Origin of the sequence: Imperialibacter sp., assembly GCF_048007035.1 — a bacterium.
GTDB lineage: Bacteria > Bacteroidota > Bacteroidia > Cytophagales > Cyclobacteriaceae > Imperialibacter.
On the sequence record NZ_CP180355.1, the window covers coordinates 173663 to 191812 of the forward strand.

Sequence of the window (18150 nt, forward strand, 5' to 3'; positions counted from 1 at the left end):
ACTTATACTGCTAATTTTCTTTGCGCTTTTTCCCACACGGCCGACTGCTTACCATTTATTAGTCGCCATAGGCCCCGGAAAACAGAAACGTTCATGATGGTGAAGTACAAGGGGATGTACAGAATCTTCAGCCTTGTTTTTCGCTTTTCAAGTATGTAACCCACGGCCGCCATTACATAAAATGCTATCTGGGCAACGAAGAGAATCGTGCCTGGCAAGTAGCCCTGAAGAGCCAGCATAAAGCTGGTGACGAGAAGAAGCGGCAACATCAGCGGAGCGAGTGTCCAGCGAAGTGCCCGATGCGACACATACTGAAAGGTCAATACAGGGTTGGGGAAAGGATTAAGCAGTCCGCTCATGCGCCCTACTGCCTGAAGTCCGCCGGCGGCAATTCTCACCTTCCGCTTGATTTCTTCGGTAATAGAAAGGGAAGCCGTTTCAAGGGCATATGACTGTGCCTCATATACTACCCGATGCCCTTTAGCGGCTATTCCCATTGTGAGTACAAAATCTTCGATCAGGGTATCGGCAGGCACTGGCTCATAAAGGGAAGTTCTCACGGCAAAAAGCTCGCCGGCTGCGCCCACCACTGAGTGCAGCTCTGAGTCCCATTGTTTAAGCTTCGATTCATATTTCCAGTAGATACCTTCACCGGCGGCTGAAGCATCGTCGGCATTGGTTTGCTCGATCCTTTTCTCTCCAGCCACGGCACCCACCGACGGATCAGCAAAATGGCGAACCATGTTGGTGATCGCTTCATTGTTAAGCAGGGTATTGGCATCGGTGAAAATGGTAATCGGAGAAGTAATCGACTTCATTACCCGCTCCACAGCCGCAAGTTTACCTTTCCGTTCTGGTCTGTGCTCCAGGGTAATGGCTGGGTATTTCGTAATGATTTCGTTGGTTTTATCTGTACTGCCGTCAGTGACAAAAAGAAACTTGATCTTATCTGACGGGTAGCTAAGGCTCAGTGAATTCCTGATTTTATCCTCTACGCAATCCTGCTCATTGTAGGCGGCTACGAGCATTGTAACTTCAGGCCATTCCGTCATCTCGACCGGCTTTCTAGGCGCAAAAAATCTCTTAATCTGCACCAGGGCGAACAGCACAATGCCATAGCCCAGGTAGCTGTAGAAAAGAATGCTTAGCGCAACAATACTGATTACAATTAGGATTTCCATTTCTGATCTTTTCCACCAAATTAGCGGGTGACCAGTGCTTGGGGCCTAAGTATTCGATAGTTGGGGACGAACTGTCGATTTTTGGATTGAATCGGTGGAAGAGGGAATCAGAGAGTTTTGATATGGTTCATCAAAACGGGCTTATGTGCCCTGCTGATAGGTATTACTTTGTCTTTAATCACCAGGTTAGTTTCCTCAATATCCACAATCTTGGAGAGGTTCACTATGTAAGACCTGTGCACTTTCAAAAACTTGCTGTTGTCTATTTTAGCATCAATGTTTTTTAAAGTGGAATGGACGATGAATTTTTCTTTTTTCTCGGTGTGAAAAACGACGTAGTCGCCAATAGATTCGATATACAATATGTCATCCAGGCTAAGCCTTACATGCCTCCCATCTACTTTTACGTAGAGTTCGTTAATCTCTTTGGATGTCTTTTTACCGTGCACCTCTCGTGCCTTATCAATGGCTTTTAAAAGCCTGCTCAAAACAATGGGCTTATGAAGGTAATCGGTCACCTTGTATTCAAATGCTTCAAGGGCGTACTCTTTGAGGGTGGTGGTGAAAATCACCTGCGGAATGTCAGGCTTCATTCGAACCAGCTCCATGCCGTTAAGTTCAGGCATTTCAATATCAAGCAGGATCAAGTCTACTTCTTCTTTGTTCAAAAAATTGAGTGCCTCCAGCCCATTCTCACACATGCCCACCACGGTGAGGTCTTCAATTTTGTCGCACATCATCTCCAGCGATTTTCTCGCCATCTCATCATCGTCAACTATCAGACACCTCATTGTATTAAGTGATTTTTGATCCTGGCCAACTCATTCTCTACAATTTGCAACTTAGGATCAATATCCCCAATAAATTTTGCGAACTTCTGTTTGAGTAAATCAGTCATTCCTGATGCTTTTCCCTCGGTTTCTATTTCAACAAGGAGCTCTGAGACTTTGGTAAGTCCCACCATAGCAAAGTTGGGAGATATTTTGTGCACCTTCCGAATGAATTCCGCTTCGTTTCCTTCTTTTTCCAGCTGTTTCAAAAGCTCAATCTCGCTGGCAATGCCATCAACAAAAATCTGAAAAATGATAGAAGCCCTTTCTACATCATCCTCATACATCATGTAAAGATGCTCTCTATCCAAAGAAGCTGAAAACTCAAAATCAGCCGATTTTTTCTCTTTCTCCTGCATTTTCTGATCCTTTAGGGCCTTGAGCAATTGCTCAGGAGTAAACGGTTTAGTCAAATGGTAGTTCATGCCTACTTCGAGGGCTCTGTTGCGCTCATCTACCAAAGCTGAAGCAGTCAACGCAATAATCGGAACTGTGCAATTTGGATTATTTTCCATGCTCCTAATCCGTATGGTTGTTTCATAACCATCCATTTTAGGCATCCGAATATCCATTAAAATATAATTATAAACATAATTTTCAACGAATTCGAGTGCTTCAACCCCATTATTAGCTATATCACAGGTAATTTCCCATTTAAAAAACAACCCCGAAAGGTATTGCTGATTCATTTCATTGTCTTCCACTATCAGCACCCTGCTAAGGTCGGGAGGAGAACTACTATCATGGCTTGGTTCCTCGGCTAGCTCGGCTTCGCCCAACCTTAAATCAAGAGTCACCCGAAAAGTGGTTCCCTGACCTTCTTCACTTTCGAGTTGTATGGTGCCACCCATCATTTCCACCAGGTGTTTCACTATTGAAAGGCCAAGGCCGGTGCCACCATACTTAAGCTTGGTTTCCTTGTCGGCCTGTTTAAATGACTCAAAAACCATCGCTTGCTTGTCGGCCGATATGCCAATGCCTGTGTCCCACACAGAAAATTCCACTTTAACCGAGTCCCCTATTTTCTCCAGCACCTTAGCAGCGATAACGATGAAGCCTTTTTCAGTGAACTTGGCAGCATTACCCACCAGATTGATGAAAATCTGATTCAGGGCGGTAGGGTCGGCCAAAAGAGTCTCGGGAACACCAGGCGATATGTCGGTGAAAAAATTGATATCGCCCTTGCCCGCCTTCACCTCAAAGGTCTTCATGACCGATTCTGCCACGTCCCGGATGTTAACGGGCTCCTCGGCCAGCTCATACAGCCCCGCTTCTATTTTAGACAGGTCAAGGATACCGGATATCAATCCGAGCAGTATCTCTGTCGAAAATTTGATTGTTTTAAGGTAGTCGCTTTGCCGCTGATCCAATGCCGTGTCTCCCAGCAGGTTCGACATCCCAACGATCGCATTGATTGGATTGCGGATCTCGTGGCTCATGTTAGCCAAAAACTGTTTTTCTGCCAGCATGGCCTTTTCGGCTTTGTTGCGGGCGATCCGAAGCTCTTCCTCCAGTCTCTTCCTGTCAGTGATGTCGTAGTGAATGCCCAGTGATCCCTGAATAACTCCCTTTTCATCATAGAAAGGAGCTCCGCTAATCAGCACCCATATTCTCTCACCACTTTTATTCAGTATTTCTATCTCGTAAATATTGCCCTTGCCCTCAAGCCTTTCTGCGTCTTGCTTTTCGATAACCGCCAAGGATTCAGGAGGTACAAGCAGGTCGTTGGCTTTTTTCCCGACGAGCTCCGCAGTGGTATAGCCAGTCATTTCGCAGAATCTCTGGTACGCTTTTATTATTCGCCCATCTCTGTCTACTTCAAGGAGGCCCAGCTCCATGTTTTCAATAAGCCCCCTGTACTTTTCTTCGCTCAGCTTTAGTCGCTTTTCCTGGTTTTTATCTTCTGTAATATCCAAATAGTGCCACAGATGGCCCAGGTAGGTTTCGCCTTCAAAAATCGGGATGTAGTCACGGAGTAGTACAGTGCCGTCATTCATCAGCAGCTCTTCCCGGCTCACAGGCTGCTGCTTGTTCAGCAGTTGTTCTATGCGCTTGGTAAAAGCAGCGGGATTGGCAAACAAATGTTTAGTCTCTTCTGCAGAATCACTGTAGTCGGCACCAATCAGATCATCGGGCTGAGCAGAAATATTGAAAATGGAACAAAATTTCTCATTCACCAACACAATTTTGCGGTGCTCATCTTCCACCAAAATGCCCGCATTGAGGCTACCGATTAGCGAAGTGAGCCTTAAACTTGCCTTCAGCAATTCCTGCTCCGAGTCTATTCGCTTCGTGACATCCCTTCCTACGGCGCTTACCTTGAGAAGCTTGCCGGAAGGATTGTAGAAATACTGTACATTTTGTTCTATCCAAATCCATTGGCCATTGACGCCGGCAACTGGCACCACACTGAAACTGCGTTTCTCCTTCTCAATTCTTTGCTGCTGGTAGAAAAACAGTACCTGTTTCTTGAATTTGTCAGGTACAAAATCGACAAATTTTCTCCCAATAATTTCGGATTTGTCGCTGAACCCCAAACTTTTGACCGCTACCGGGTTCACCAGCGTGATGATACCTTTTCCTGTTGTTTCGTAGATAAAGTCGCTGGCAGAATCAATAATTTGCCGATACCTCAGCTCACTTTCCTCTGCCTGTTTGGTTCTCTCCTCTATCTTCACCTCCAGGCTCTCGTTTAGTGCTATCAGCTCTTTGTTGGCACTATCAAGTTCCTTGGTTCTCGACACAAGCACAGCCTCAGCTTGCTTCCGCAAAGCAACTTCTCTCTCCAATTGCTTCCTTAAGTCTTCCAATTCGCCCATTCCAGCTGCCAGAGGTTTGTGGTGATCCGTGGATTAATCCAAAAAATACAACTTCTTCAGCTTTTTTGATAATAAGAAGGGAATATCATGCAATATGATTTTTGAAAGCAATCTCGCTTGTTATTTATTCACTAAAGGCAAAAACAAGTAGAACTGGAGGCTGGGCCTTGCTCTATGCGGCATTGCTACCCTGGGCCCGACTACACAAAACCCACCTCATATCATTTAAAAAGAATCACCACTTCAACGCAACCTGAAGACTGCTTGGCGCATCTAACCAGCGAGGTCAAAACTAACTTACTATGCTTAAAAACTTTTTTAATGTCACCTTCAGAAGCATTCTGAAGCACAAATTCTACTCCTTCATCAACATTCTTGGGCTCTCTATTGGCATCACATGTTTTCTGATGATCACACTCTACGTGAAAGATGAGCTGAGCTACGACAAGCACCTACCAGCCATTGAAAGGCTCTACCGACTCGATTTCACGGGCACTATTGGCGGCAACACTTTCATCACTTCCCTTTCGAGCGTACCTGCGGCGCAAGCTCTCATGAACGACTACCCGGAGGTGGAATCGGCAGTCAGGATGCGGGAAAGAGGCAATGAAATGATCAAGCCCCAGGGCCAGATGCAAATCTTCAATGAGGAGAAAATACTGCTGGCTGACTCAAACTTCTTTGAGTTTTTTCAGCTTCCCCTGGTTGAAGGAGATCCAGCAACAGCACTGGCCGCCCCAAAAAAGGCAGCTATAAGCGAGTCGATAGCAAAAAAATATTTTGGTGATGAGCCTGCGGTTGGCAAAACCATAGAAGTGCAGGGCTGGGACAACTTTGAGGTTACAGCTGTGTACAAAGAAATGCCCAGTAATCAGCACTTTCATGCCGACGTGCTATTCTCAATTACCAGTACAAGCGAAGCTTTCAATACGCAGTGGATGGGCTTCAATTTTGTCACTTACCTCAAAATTAAACCTGAGAACACTGCTTCTGCCCTTGAAGCAAAATTCCCCGACATGATCGTCAAATACATTGGGCCTGAAATTCAAAAGTTCATGGGGCAGAGCATGGAAGAGTTTCACGAAACGGGCGGACAATTGGGCTATGCCTTATACCCGGTAAAGGACATTCACCTCAACTCCAGCAAGCTCGGCGAGTTTGAAGCAAACAGTGACGTTACGTATGTCTACCTGTTTTCGGTCATCGCCTTCTTCATTTTGCTGATTGCCTGCATCAATTTCATGAACCTGTCAACGGCACGCTCTGCAAACCGGGCCAAAGAGGTTGGCGTTCGAAAAGTGTTGGGCGCCCAGCGACCCCTCATCGTCCGCCAGTTTCTGGCAGAGGCACTTATCCTGAGCTTCTTTTCATTTATGCTGGCCTACGGGTTATGCTTTCTGCTCCTGCCCTCGTTCAATACACTGGCCGAAAAGCAATTAGCCATCAGTGCCTTGCTTACACCAGGATTTATTATCACCATCTTAGGGTTGATCGTTGCCGTAGGCTTATTGGCTGGTAGCTACCCGGCCTTCTACCTCTCTGGCTTCAAACCTGTAGAGGTGCTTAAAGGCAAGCTCAACCTCGGCATGAAGAGTGGGGCCATCCGTAGCATTCTTGTTGTCTTCCAGTTCACACTATCCATTATTATGATAGTGGGCACTATGGTTATTTATGATCAATTGAATTTCATACGAAACAAAAAGCTGGGCTATCAGAAAGATCACCTGATCATTATCAACGATCCCTGGCTTTTGAAAGACAACCTCAACGCCTTCAAAACTGAAGCACTGCGAAATTCAGCTGTCGTTAGCGGCACACTCAGCGGCTTTCTGCCTGTTAATGGAAACAACAACAACAACCTCTACTTCAAAGGGAAAAACCCTCAAAATGAATCCCACATAGTCAGTGATTGGCGTGTGGATCAGGACTACGTGCCCACATTTGGGATTGAAATAAAGGTTGGGCGAAACTTCTCAAGGGAGTTTCCGAGTGACTCTTCTGCTATTGTAGTCAATGAGGCATTTGTCAAACAGTTTGGCCTTGAAAACCCGATCGGAGAATTGATTTCTACCCATGGCGACGACGATGACATTGTTTCTTACAAAATCATTGGCGTTATGGGCGACTTCCACTATGCGTCACTTAGGGAGAGCATTTATCCATTGATGATGAAGCTGGCCAGCAGCCGGGGAAATATCACTTTCAAAGTGGCTGGCGACAATATTGATCAAACCATCGCCAGCCTGAAGAGCACCTGGGAGCAGTTTGGCCCAGGGCAGCCTTTCAGCTACAACTTCATCGACCAGCAGTTTGAGGAAGTGCACAAGTCGGAAATGCGTATAGGCTCCATCTTTATGGTGTTTGCTTCGCTGGCTGTGTTTATTGCCTGCCTTGGGCTGTTTGGGCTTGCAGCTTTCACGGCAGAACAACGCAACAAAGAAATTGGCGTACGCAAGGTGCTTGGCGCCAGTGTTTCCAGCATTATGGGGCTGCTCTCCTGGGAGTTTGTGAAGCTGATTGGCATTTCCTTTGTCATAGCGGCGCCTACAGCCTACTTTGCTGTTGGCAAATGGCTCGACAACTTTGCTTACCGTACCGACCTCAGCCTGGTGACCATTTTCATTGCGGGCTTGCTATCGTTGGTAGTGGCCTGGCTCACCATGAGCTTTCAAACATGGCGGGCTGCCCGTGCCAACCCGGTAAACTCCCTCAGAAGCGAATAACATAAAAAAGAGGCCAGCCCAATTTACTTGCGCTGGCCTCTGCCTTTCAAAAAGGAATCTCTTCTTTACTCCCCTGCTTCTTTCTTAGGCAAAACGTTTGTGGTAATGCTGATCCTTTCGCTGCTATTGGTAGCGTTAGAAATAATGGTGATCACCTTGTTTTGCATACCCATTTTCCCAGCGCTGTTGAACGACACCTTCACTTCACCTTTTTCTCCCGGAGCGATTGGCTCTTTTGGCCAGCTAGGGGCTGTGCACCCGCACGTTGTCAGCACTCTCGACAGAATCAGAGGCTCAGTGCCCTTATTTGCAAAGGCAAATACATATTCCACCTTATCGCCTTGCGTAATGTCGCCAAAATCGTGAGTAGACTCTTCAAACTTAATTTCAGGGCCCTTCTTTTCTGTAGCCGCATCCTGAGCTTGTACAGCTACTGCCGATACCAGCATAAAAACTACTAACCAAGCAAACTTTCTCATATTCAATTATATTTTGTAAAACTCAATTTTAATACACAAACAACGATGTAGGTAACCAATAGTTCCATTTCTAATGCCAGAGAAGCGTTTTTATCCACCTACATTAACAAAAGTAAATAAATTTCTCAGAGCAAAGAAACTTAGCTGCTCTTCGACACAGCCTCCATTAGGCCCCGCATATACCCTATAGCATAAAGGTTGCCAAGAATGCCATACCCGGGATGATTGTTTTCCTCTCCTTCCATCGTCGGCACATGATCCGGCCTGATAGGCCCTTTGAAGCCGACATCATAGTAGGCCTTCATGGCTTCATACATATCTGTTTTGCCATTGTCGTGAAAGCTTTCTTCAAACTTCCATTTGTCGCCAATGATGTCACGGAAGTGCACAAAGTAGATGCGATCTCTTTTGCCAAAATACCTGATGGCCGACGGAATATCTTCCCCCATAGTGGCAAAGGTGCCCTGGCAGAAAGTGAGCCCGTTGCTTGGGCTTGAATGCATATCAAGCATACGTTTGAAGGCCTCCACTGAGGTCATGATCCTCGCAATACCCCGGATGTTGGGTATTGGCGGGTCATCAGGGTGCATGGCCATTTTAATACCAGCTTTTTCCGCTTCCGGCATAATTGCCTTCAGGAAATAGTCGAGGTTACTCCACATTTTCTCCGCCGAAATTTCGCCGTACTCGGTGAGAGGCTGGTCTTTTACGTCTTCGTAGTTAAACGCAGTAACAAAAGCATCCCCTCGGCCCCTCTTGTCGACCTGGCTGCGGTGCCAGCTAATGACAGGCATCCAGTTGTAACACACAGTGTCGATGCCCGCTTTGGAGCTGCTTTTTAAGAACGTAATAAAATTGTCAAGCTCCTCGTCTCTCCCAGGCAGGCCCAACTTGGTTTTTTCAAGTGTTGGCGGCCCTTCCAATACCCGGAGTACCAATCCCTCTTTGGCGAATACATCCTTCAGCCCCTGGATAGTCTCATAGTCCCACGGTTTTTTGCCTGGCACCCCAGCCATACTGGGACTTACGGAGCAAACCGCTCCATCCACACCCATTTGGCGTTGCAAAGCCAATTTTTGCGGTTGCATACCGTAGAAATATGACATGCAAATTTGTAGCTCATCTTTCACTTGTGGATCCCGCCTGATGCCCTCACCAAATGCGTAACTGTTTCCCAGGCCGGAGAGCGCTGCCAGCGAGGCAGTGCCCTTTATAAACTGTCTCCTCGACTTTTCCATGTTCTCAAATATTAGGTGTTGCGAGTTGGTCTAACCTGCCAGGTAAGTTAACAAAAAGAGAAAACTTCAAAAGGTTAACTACTTATGAACGGTTCGCAGGTGAAGTGTGAAAACAGAACCCATACCAAACTCAGATTCGACAGTAATCTTCCCTTTGATCTTTTGTGCAGCTTCGCTGGCGATATAAAGCCCAAGTCCCGATCCTTTAGAGCTGGTAGTGCCTCGATAAAACATCTCAAAAATTCTTTTTAGTATCTCTGGCTTTATTCCCTCACCGTTGTCACTCACCATGATAGATACCTCGCTGCCTTTCTTTCGGGAGGTGATAGTAATTTTGGCCGAATGGTTCTCATTTTTCTTTCTATACGCAATGGCATTGCCAATCAGGTTGGCCAAAATCACCCGAACGCTTGTTTTATCATTGATGATCTCACCCACAGTAAGTGACGAGAAGTCAATCTCAACAGCATCGAATCCATCCATATAGCGAACGTCTTCAATGATATCGGCAATCAGTTCCTGCATATCTATGCGCTGGTAGTCTGCCTCCACTCGCTTGACATGCGAGAAATCGAGCACCTCCACAATAAATTGTTCTAGTTTCCTGACGCTGTCCTCAATCTTATTGAAATAAGTTCTATGCTCCGCCTGGTCCTGAGTGAGTGTACTGAGGCTAACCAGCCCTTTTATCGATTTAAGAGGTGCCGTGAGATCATGAGAAACACTGTAAACAAAGTGGTCCAGCTCCTTGTTGGTTGTCTTTAGTTCACTGTTGGCCCTTTCCAGCCGAATCACCTGATCGGTGATTTGCTCCCTGGCGAAATTTATGTCATCGATCACCCTGCCTGTTATCGCCGAAAACACATAGAGCAGGCTGGTGCCGAGGTAAATATTGATCAAAACAGGATCAATCGTGTACTCCCCCATCGCCTCTATCTCCCTGATGACAGGGATAATATAGGCAAGTATAAAGATGAAAGAGTTGGTGAGGACTGCCATTCCAAACCCAAAACGCAAAGCAAACCAAAGTGAAAAAACACCATACACAAACCAGTATTGATCCAGTCCGACAAAAAATGACATCATGAAGATTAAAAAGTAGATAGCAATTACCAGAAGTCTATCCTTACCAGGGATTTTAGGGCTGTAGTCGTTGAAATCAAAATGAATAGCGAGCAGGCCACGCCGCCCCATTACAGGTGTTAGAAAATATAGGATTGGAAGGCTTAGTCCAAAATTACACATAAACTCCCTCAGCCAGCCAAGTACAGCAGTGCTGGAAAACATCACAATCGGCACTTGGAACAACCAAAAGAATAGCACCTTCAGAAAAAGGAAGGAAATGAACAGGGGAATAATTATCCCCCACAACAAAAACAGGTTTAGGTTGTGCGTATCCGGTATCCAATACTTCCCATGATTCTTTACAGAAAAAAGGTACCATGAAAGGAAGACAAACGATGTTTCGGGCAGCGCAAACAAGGGACGGAAATACCAGGGATCCACGCCCCACAGGTACCCGCAAATGACCGCATTGACGTACACCATGGGAAGCACCCTAACCGGCCCCCACCAGTTGACAAGTATTATTCCTATTGCAGTTGGGAGGTAAATCAGAGCAGCCGTAGAAGAAATTCTGTATATCGACGACAGATAGCTGGCAGCAAAAAAGAAAATAAGAGGAGCCGCCCACGTCCACCAGGGCAAGATATTTCTCAGCTGAGTTTGGCTGACTTTGTTGTCAATTTTCACACAATGGCCCAGGTTGATTGCTAACTAATATACCGAAAAGATACTATAATAACACACATAAGGAACCTCAAATAGGTTTAGGCTCCTTAGCCACCAAAAAATTTAGCGTCAAAGTTAACAAGAAAAACCTCATCGGTGGCCCGTGTGACAGCCGTATACAACCACCTGACAAAATCCTGATTTATCATATCGTCTTTTACGTATCCCTGATCGACGAACACTGCTTGCCATTGGCCGCCCTGCGACTTGTGACAAGTAAGAGCGTAGGCAAACTTAACCTGAAGCGCATTCAGAAACGGATCCTTCTTTAAAGCCTCTGCCCTTTCCTTTTTATTGGCCAGGTCCTCATAGTCCTTCAGCACCTCCTCATACAACTTTTTATGATCCTCCGGGCCAATGGAGGGCGTTGGCGCATGCAACGACTCCAGCAAAACCTTCGCCTCAAACTTGCCTGCATCATAGTCGATCATTCGTAGCTCGAGGTCGGCAAACCTAAAGCCATACGCCTCCTGAAAACTGATGATTTTCATGATTTCAACAAAGTCGCCATTGGCCAAAAATCCTCCCGGAGCATCCTCGGGGAAATAGAAATAATTGTTTCTGGTGGCAAGAAGTATGTCGCCCGCATTGATCTCGTCTTCCATAAAGTGGATTTGGCGCCTGATGTATTGATTGTACATCACTGCTGACTTATTTGATCGACAAATGATGATAGTATTTTCCTGGCCGAACTTGTCATATGCATACCTCAACCCCTCCTCCAGTTTCTCGGAGGTCATCCGGAAGATGTCTTTGAACGGCCTGGTTATGAACCTGGGAGTGTAATTCTCAGCCTTTATCAGCTCCCGAAGAGCGGTGGCGTTTTCCAAAATACCGGACGCCTTTTCTTGGCGAAGCACTTCAGTGAGTTCCACTTCCTTCACATCCACATGAAATTGACTGCGCAGGTAAGCGCTACTCATGGCCGGTGACTCAATTTGGCCGACTGGCGGGAGCTGCGCCACGTCACCTACCAAAATAAGCCTGTTCGTCTCCTTTTCAAAAACATACTCCATGAGATCCGCCAGCAGCCCATTTTGCCCAAAGTCGCTTTCGTTGGAGAGCATGGATGCTTCATCCACGATGAAGATGGTATCTTTTTGATAGTTTTTCTGTCGGCTGAATTTCAGGTTTTGGCTGCCCGGCTCCGAGGTTTGTTTGTAAATCACTTTGTGGATCGTGAATGCCGAGCGTTTAGCATAGCCGCTCATCACTTTTGCGGCCCGGCCGGTAGGTGCAAGCAGAGAATATTTCCGATTGAAAAGTGGTAGCACATTTACCAACTGGCTAACCAGGGTCGTCTTGCCTGTTCCGGCATAGCCTCTCAGCAGCAGAATCTGCGGGCCCGGCTTTTCATCGTTCAGCAGCTCATCCAGGAGGCCCATAAAAGCCCTCTGCCCGTTTGTGGGTGCAAACGGAAAACGGCGTTCGAGTACTTCGGAGGGTAAGGGCAAAATGAGAAGGTGGTTATCTGTAAACGTCGAATTTCTTCAATAGCCCGCTCAAATCAAACATTGAAATGAATTGTGTATACAAAACCCGGCAGGTGGGTGATGGAATTTTCCCTAAATTTGAAGATGGATGTTAGCCAGGAGGTAGAGCGCCTGTATGGGCACGAAGTAAGAACGAGGGTGTGCGGCATTTGCTTCAGGGAAGACAAGCTGCTGTTGATCAAGCACCTGGGCCTTACTTCAGCCGGATTTCTGTGGGCGCCACCTGGTGGTGGCGTGCAATACGGCACCAATCTCGAATCCAACCTCATTCGGGAATTCAAAGAAGAAACCGGCCTTTATATAGAAGTTGTTAGATTTCTTTTTGTCTATGAATATGTGGGCCCGCCCCTGCAAACAATAGAACTATTCTTCGAAGTTCGGCCCACAGGCGGAGACCTGAGCAGAGGCGTTGATCCTGAAATGTCTGATTCCCAGCAAATAATAGATGAGGTTCGTTTTGTATCTTTGAAGGAGCTGAACGATTTTGCGCCGGAAAGTCTCCATCACATCTTAAAGGGTGTTCACAGCAAGGAAGACCTACTTCGTAAAACAGGATTTTTTAAATTTGAAAAGAATTAATAAAATAGCGTTTTCTATTAAAATCATATAGTTTCGTAAACTAATAACTTAAGCACTCAAATAGTCAAAAGATGAATACCACCAAAATTCTATCCATTGTAATTCTAGTTATTGCTCTAGCTTTAGGATATTATCTTTTCAGCAGCATCAAAACTGACATTGATACCACTGAAAGAATTGCCAAAACTGAGGCGAGAGTTATTAACAAGCTTAAGATGATCCGTGAGGCTCAGGTAGCTTTCCAGAAAGTAAACGGAAAATACTCTGGCAATTGGGATGAATTACTTGCATTCGTGGATACAGGTAGCTTTTACATCACAAACAAAACGGAGATCATTATTCCACTTGACTATGGTGCTGACAGTATTTATGTTGAAATTGACACAATAGGAACAGTTTTGGTGAAAGACTCTATTTTTAGCCCAAGCAAGTTTCCTAATTTCGACCTTGCCACGCTTCCTCTTATCCCCGGAACAGACGGTAAAAGGTTCGATATGTGGGCTGATAAGATTGACAAAGCAGGTGTGATGGTTGATGTAGTGGAAGTAAGAGACATTGCTCCGGTTGATCCGGCCAGAAAAGAATCCAACGAGATCACTAACCGCAAACCGCTTCGTTTCGGTTCGAGAACAAATATCACCACATCGGGAAACTGGGAATAATTGCCTTTGGAGACTCTCGTAGCCAACTACAAGCTTTTAAAAAAGGTCAAAGACGCCAAGTTTGAAGTCGATGACCTTCATCACTATGGCTTGTATCTTCAGGTTGGCATCCGTGATTTCCAGTTTTGTGTAATCGACAACAGAGACAATCGATGTCTTCTTTATGAAGACTTTGCCTTTGAAAACGTGAAGACGGTCAATGCCCGTCTTCAAGTCGTTCAAGATCTTTTTGAGAATCATCACCTGCTCATGGCGGGCTTTTGGAGCACCATCAAGCTCTCGATCAAAAGCCATAAGTTTGCGCTGGTACCTCAGCCGGTATTCTCAAAGGAAGGGCTTGTCGACTATCTGTCGTTTAATACCCCGTTCAATCCCAGATACGAAGAAGTATACTTCTATAAGCACATTGGCACCGATGCTGTTAACGTGTTCTCTGCCGACAAGAAGCTGATAGACTGGGTCAGGGAGTTGTACAATCAAAAAGAAGTGATTGTTGTCCACCAGGGAAGCGCATTCATTGAGGGCATTCTGAAATACAACGACCACTCAGGAGAAAAGTCAATGTTTTGCCTGGTCGACAAAGGCATCCTTCACGTGGTAATCACTTCTGACAAAAAGCTACACTATTACAACCAGTTTGCCGTACGAAAAAGTGCTGACTATCTTAAATACATCATGCTTGTGTTTAAGGAAATGAAGCTGTCGCAAAAGAAAAGTAAAGTGCTATTCTGGGGTGGCTTAACCCCACAGTCTCCGCATATTCAGGAGCTCAAAAAGTATATCCGTGACATTTCGTTTGGAAGCCGTCCTTCCTATCTCTCTTTCAGCTTTGTGTTTGACGAGATTCCCGATCACAAAGGCTTCGATGTGTTCAATATTTTTCTTTGCGACTAATCTTGGCTAACTTTTAGCCAGAGACTTTTTGTATGCCAAATAAAACCGCTGTCTTTCCTGGTTCATTCGACCCCTTCACCCTGGGGCATTTTGACATTGTGGTTAGGAGCCTGAAACTATTTGACGAAGTAATTATCGCCATTGGCCACAACAGTCAGAAAAAAAGGTATTTCCCGCTTGAGACTATGCTCAGCAAGATAGAAAGCGCCTTTGTGAAGTATCCGCAGGTAAAAATAGTGACCTACGACGAGCTGACTGCAGACCTCGCCAAAAGGCTGGGCGCTAAAGTACTACTCAGAGGACTCCGAAATACGACGGACTTTGAATATGAGAACAGTATTTCGCAGGTAAACAGGTACCTGAACGACGAAATAGAAACCATGTTTTTGATTACTTCCCCCAAGTACGCCCCCATTAGTTCCACCATTATCAGGGAAGTACATAAGTATGGTGGCGATGTAAAGGCCTTTCTGCCCTACGAGTTATAAGCTTCTCTTTTCACTTTATAAAATTCCCGGGCCACGTGCCTGATTGATCGGTAGGAGTTGTAAAGTGAGGCCCTTACGTCTCTTATTTCCATCCACCTAAGCTCATCAATGTTTTCCTCTTTTTGCGGAGTCATTTGACTATCATCTATGAGATCCATACGGTACCAGTGGGTCTTTTTCAAGATGTACTTCTCGTTCATGATATAGGTGTGGTAGGTAGCGCAAATCTTCTCGCCCAAAAGCACCTTCACCCTGCACTCTTCCTCCACCTCCCTCACGGCTGCCATTTCCGGCGTTTCCTTCTTCTCCAGTTTTCCTTTTGGGAAGTCCCATTTGCCAAGTCGGTGAATCAGCAAAATCTGATCTCCCTTCTCCACCACGCCACCCGCAGCCTCAACAATATTGAACTTTTCCTTCAGGTGATTGATGGTCGCCTTGCGCTTGCTCACTGCAAATGTAACTGCGTCAAGGTCTTTCAACTTCTTTTTTGTCATCAACTGAAGAAGCTTATCTATATCTTCTTTCGAAGCATTGATAACAAGCACATCGTCCTGCAACTTTTTAGTATCAATGCCACCTCGCTTTCCGTCAACGATATGGTTGTATTGCTCAAAGTTTTGCACTTCATCGAGCTTTTTTATGGAGACAGGAATATCGTTGATGAAAATCTTCATGTTGCGATCTTAGGAGGGCCAATAATGTAAATTCTCTCCAATATGAAAAAGTTTTTTCTACGAATTCATTAAAAAAATATACGAACCAGGACACATTGAATTTCCACTGCAAGGCGCCTTTCAACTAATTCCTACAAGGGTCAATATTTAACTTAGACCAGAAATGGCAATTTTATCGAGTATGGTTACTTTTGAAGCATGAACATTAAAATTGCAGACCCTTCCGTTGCCGCCGCAACCGCCAAACACTTGCTCAGCATTGGGGCAGTAAAGCTTAGCCCCGACAAGCCGTTCACCTGGGCTTCTGGTTGGAAGTCGCCTATTTACTGCGACAATAGGATGACACTATCTTACCCTGAAACAAGAAGTTTCATGAAAGAACAGTTAGTCAGTCTTATCAGGAAGGAATTTCCTGGTGTTGAGGGCATTGCAGGAGTGGCCACAGCAGGCATTCCCCAGGGAGCACTTTTGGCTGACAGCCTTGATTTGCCCTTTTGCTATGTGCGCTCCAAGCCGAAAGACCATGGCATGGAAAATCTCATTGAGGGAAGGATAGAGACTGGCCAGAAAGTAGTTGTCGTCGAGGACCTAGTCTCGACTGGCGGCAGCTCCCTGAAAGCCGTAGACGCCCTTAGAGGAGCCAAAGCGCAAGTGCTGGGGATGGCAGCTATATTTACCTACGGATTCCCTCAGGCCGAACAAAACTTCGTCAGGGCCGAGGTAAACCTGGCTTGCCTGTGCGACTATGAGTCGCTGATTAAAGTAGCCAGCGACAATGGCTATATCAACGCCTCCCATGTGGCATCGCTCGGAGCTTGGAGAACTGACCCCGCCAACTGGAAAGCCTGAACCAATGGATCATAGCCTTACTTCGTCAGACCTCATTGTTGGTGTTAAAACACTTGGTGCAGAACTCTGTAGCATCAAAGGGGTTAGCAGTGGTGTAGAGTACGTCTGGCAGGCTAACCCAGCCGACTGGGGCAGGCACGGCCCTATTTTGTTTCCCATAGTGGGCAAGCTCAAAGGCGACAGCTATGAGTACAAAGGGAAAACATATCACTTACCACAGCATGGCTTTGCAAGAGACCAGCCGTTTACTTTGCTAGAATCAACCACATCAAAGCTGGTTTTCGGGCTGACGTCAAATGACAAGCTTAAGCTGGTGTATCCCTTCGACTTTTCATTGTCAGTAACGTATGAGCTCTCAGGAAACTCGCTCCGAATTTCCTACGCTGTAAAAAACCCAGGCACTGATCCCCTCCTCTATTCCGTTGGTGCCCATCCTGCATTTCGTATTCCTGTTCATCCCAAAGCCAACAGGTCGGACTACGAAATCATTTTTGAAAAAGAAGAGGCAGTGGCTGTACACCTAATCGACGGTGGACTGCTTTCTGGCAAAACCGAGCCCCTTTCCCTTGAGCAAAACAGGCTGGCCATCAGTGACTCACTCTTCGACAAAGATGCGCTTGTATTTAAGGGGCTTGCCTCAAAAAAATTGTCACTGGCAAAAGCCGGAGAGGCCCCGTTCTTAAATTTCTATTTCGATGCCCCTTACTTTGGCATCTGGTCTAAGTCAGGAACATCTCAATTCGTTTGCCTTGAGCCATGGAACGGCATTGCTGACAGTGTCAATCACAATCAGGCTTTAGAAAAAAAGGAGGGCATTCGCAGCCTGGCCTCTGGTGCAACGGAAACATTTGGCTTCACTGTCGAAATCGCCGGGTAAAACTGTCTCCCGAATGACCAAGCAATCAGATTAGCGAACCGAACACAAACCCGGGAAGAGCAGCCACGTTCGAGCTTGTATATAAAAAAACATGAAGCTCTTTATATTCACTCTCCTTCTGTTTGTTTTTCAAATCGGTGTAGCTCAAGATGCAACTCAAAGGAAAAACAATTTCAACCTGACTAGAAATGGTGTTGCCCTATCCGGCTATGACCCGGTGAGCTACTTCAAAAGTCCAGAACCAAAAAAAGGCGAAGCGAAATGGTCGTATACCTACAAAGGGGTTACGTATTGGTTTAGCTCAGCTAGCAACCGCTCTGAGTTCGTTAATTCACCAGCGGCTTATGAACCGTCGTATGGCGGGTGGTGCGCCTATGCCCTGGGCACTTCCGGCGAAAAGGTAGAGGTAGATCCACTCACCTACAAAATCTACCAGGGCAAGCTGTTACTTTTCTACAACAGGCTTTTCACCAATACGCTCACTCTTTGGAACAAAGACGAGGACACATTCTTTACAACAGCAGAGAAAAACTGGCCCTCTATAATTAATCATTGATTTTCTAGCACATTATT

The 18150-nt window shown here is 45.9% G+C and carries 16 protein-coding genes; 8 read left to right on the forward strand and 8 right to left on the reverse strand.

Annotation, left to right across the window (positions count from 1 at the left end; genetic code table 11):
* Positions 1-2: 2 nt before the first annotated feature.
* The 3 genes from ACMVP2_RS00760 to ACMVP2_RS00770 all read right to left on the reverse strand — a co-directional run bounded on the left by ACMVP2_RS00760 (position 3) and on the right by ACMVP2_RS00770 (position 4830).
* Entirely contained in the window at positions 3-1181 is a 1179-nt protein-coding gene (locus tag ACMVP2_RS00760; protein ID WP_339791823.1) for a glycosyltransferase family 2 protein, read from the reverse strand.
* Between the two features lie 107 nt (positions 1182-1288).
* Positions 1289-1972 carry a LytTR family DNA-binding domain-containing protein gene (locus ACMVP2_RS00765; protein WP_339791822.1) on the reverse strand — a complete coding sequence of 228 codons (684 nt, stop codon included), beginning with the start codon at positions 1970-1972 and terminating at the stop codon, positions 1289-1291.
* Positions 1969-4830, reverse strand: a complete 2862-nt coding sequence (locus tag ACMVP2_RS00770) for a PAS domain S-box protein (RefSeq protein ID WP_416866306.1) — start codon at positions 4828-4830, stop codon at positions 1969-1971. Before ACMVP2_RS00770 ends, ACMVP2_RS00765 begins: the two co-directional genes overlap by 4 nt.
* Positions 4831-5132: 302 nt before the next feature.
* Between ACMVP2_RS00770 and ACMVP2_RS00775 the strand changes: the two genes are divergently transcribed.
* Positions 5133-7553: an ABC transporter permease gene (locus tag ACMVP2_RS00775; protein ID WP_416866307.1), complete on the forward strand. Its 2421-nt coding sequence runs from the start codon at positions 5133-5135 to the stop codon at positions 7551-7553.
* Between the two features lie 65 nt (positions 7554-7618).
* Here ACMVP2_RS00775 and ACMVP2_RS00780 read toward each other — a convergent pair whose 3' ends face one another.
* From ACMVP2_RS00780 to ACMVP2_RS00795, 4 genes are all read right to left on the reverse strand, one after another.
* Positions 7619-8032, reverse strand: a complete 414-nt coding sequence (locus ACMVP2_RS00780; protein WP_339791818.1) for a DUF1573 domain-containing protein — start codon at positions 8030-8032, stop codon at positions 7619-7621.
* Positions 8033-8172: 140 nt separating this feature from the next.
* Positions 8173-9270 carry a mannonate dehydratase gene (locus ACMVP2_RS00785; RefSeq protein ID WP_416866308.1) on the reverse strand — a complete coding sequence of 366 codons (1098 nt, stop codon included), beginning with the start codon at positions 9268-9270 and terminating at the stop codon, positions 8173-8175.
* A gap of 78 nt (positions 9271-9348) precedes the next feature.
* Entirely contained in the window at positions 9349-11022 is a 1674-nt protein-coding gene (locus ACMVP2_RS00790; protein WP_339791816.1) for a sensor histidine kinase, read from the reverse strand.
* An 86-nt stretch (positions 11023-11108) separates the two neighbouring features.
* Complete coding sequence (locus tag ACMVP2_RS00795) at positions 11109-12446, reverse strand: ATP-dependent DNA helicase (RefSeq protein WP_339791814.1); 1338 nt, start codon at positions 12444-12446, stop codon at positions 11109-11111.
* Between the two features lie 168 nt (positions 12447-12614).
* Here ACMVP2_RS00795 and ACMVP2_RS00800 point away from each other — a divergent pair, with 168 nt between their 5' ends.
* The 4 genes from ACMVP2_RS00800 to coaD all read left to right on the forward strand — a co-directional run bounded on the left by ACMVP2_RS00800 (position 12615) and on the right by coaD (position 15177).
* Positions 12615-13133: an NUDIX domain-containing protein gene (locus ACMVP2_RS00800; protein ID WP_416866309.1), complete on the forward strand. Its 519-nt coding sequence runs from the start codon at positions 12615-12617 to the stop codon at positions 13131-13133.
* Positions 13134-13204: 71 nt separating this feature from the next.
* Positions 13205-13795 (forward strand): hypothetical protein, encoded by a 591-nt coding sequence (locus tag ACMVP2_RS00805; RefSeq protein WP_152001003.1) that lies wholly within the window; start codon positions 13205-13207, stop codon positions 13793-13795.
* Positions 13796-13801: 6 nt separating this feature from the next.
* Complete coding sequence (locus ACMVP2_RS00810; protein ID WP_416866310.1) at positions 13802-14689, forward strand: DUF3822 family protein; 888 nt, start codon at positions 13802-13804, stop codon at positions 14687-14689.
* A 32-nt stretch (positions 14690-14721) separates the two neighbouring features.
* A complete protein-coding gene (gene coaD / locus ACMVP2_RS00815) occupies positions 14722-15177 on the forward strand; it encodes a pantetheine-phosphate adenylyltransferase (protein ID WP_152001001.1) in 456 nt (151 codons plus the stop codon).
* Here the strand turns inward: coaD and ACMVP2_RS00820 are convergent.
* Positions 15165-15851, reverse strand: a complete 687-nt coding sequence (locus tag ACMVP2_RS00820) for an NUDIX hydrolase (RefSeq protein ID WP_317487152.1) — start codon at positions 15849-15851, stop codon at positions 15165-15167. The two genes, coaD and ACMVP2_RS00820, sit on opposite strands and share 13 nt — an antisense overlap.
* A gap of 198 nt (positions 15852-16049) precedes the next feature.
* Between ACMVP2_RS00820 and pyrE the strand changes: the two genes are divergently transcribed.
* From pyrE to ACMVP2_RS00835, 3 genes are all read left to right on the forward strand, one after another.
* Positions 16050-16700, forward strand: coding sequence for an orotate phosphoribosyltransferase (pyrE, locus tag ACMVP2_RS00825; RefSeq protein WP_416866311.1), 651 nt, complete (start codon positions 16050-16052; stop codon positions 16698-16700).
* A 4-nt stretch (positions 16701-16704) separates the two neighbouring features.
* On the forward strand, positions 16705-17577 hold the full coding sequence (locus ACMVP2_RS00830; RefSeq protein WP_416866312.1) for an aldose 1-epimerase family protein: 873 nt from the start codon (positions 16705-16707) through the stop codon (positions 17575-17577).
* A gap of 91 nt (positions 17578-17668) precedes the next feature.
* Positions 17669-18133 carry a YHS domain-containing (seleno)protein gene (locus tag ACMVP2_RS00835; protein WP_339791801.1) on the forward strand — a complete coding sequence of 155 codons (465 nt, stop codon included), beginning with the start codon at positions 17669-17671 and terminating at the stop codon, positions 18131-18133.
* Positions 18134-18150 lie beyond the last annotated feature (17 nt).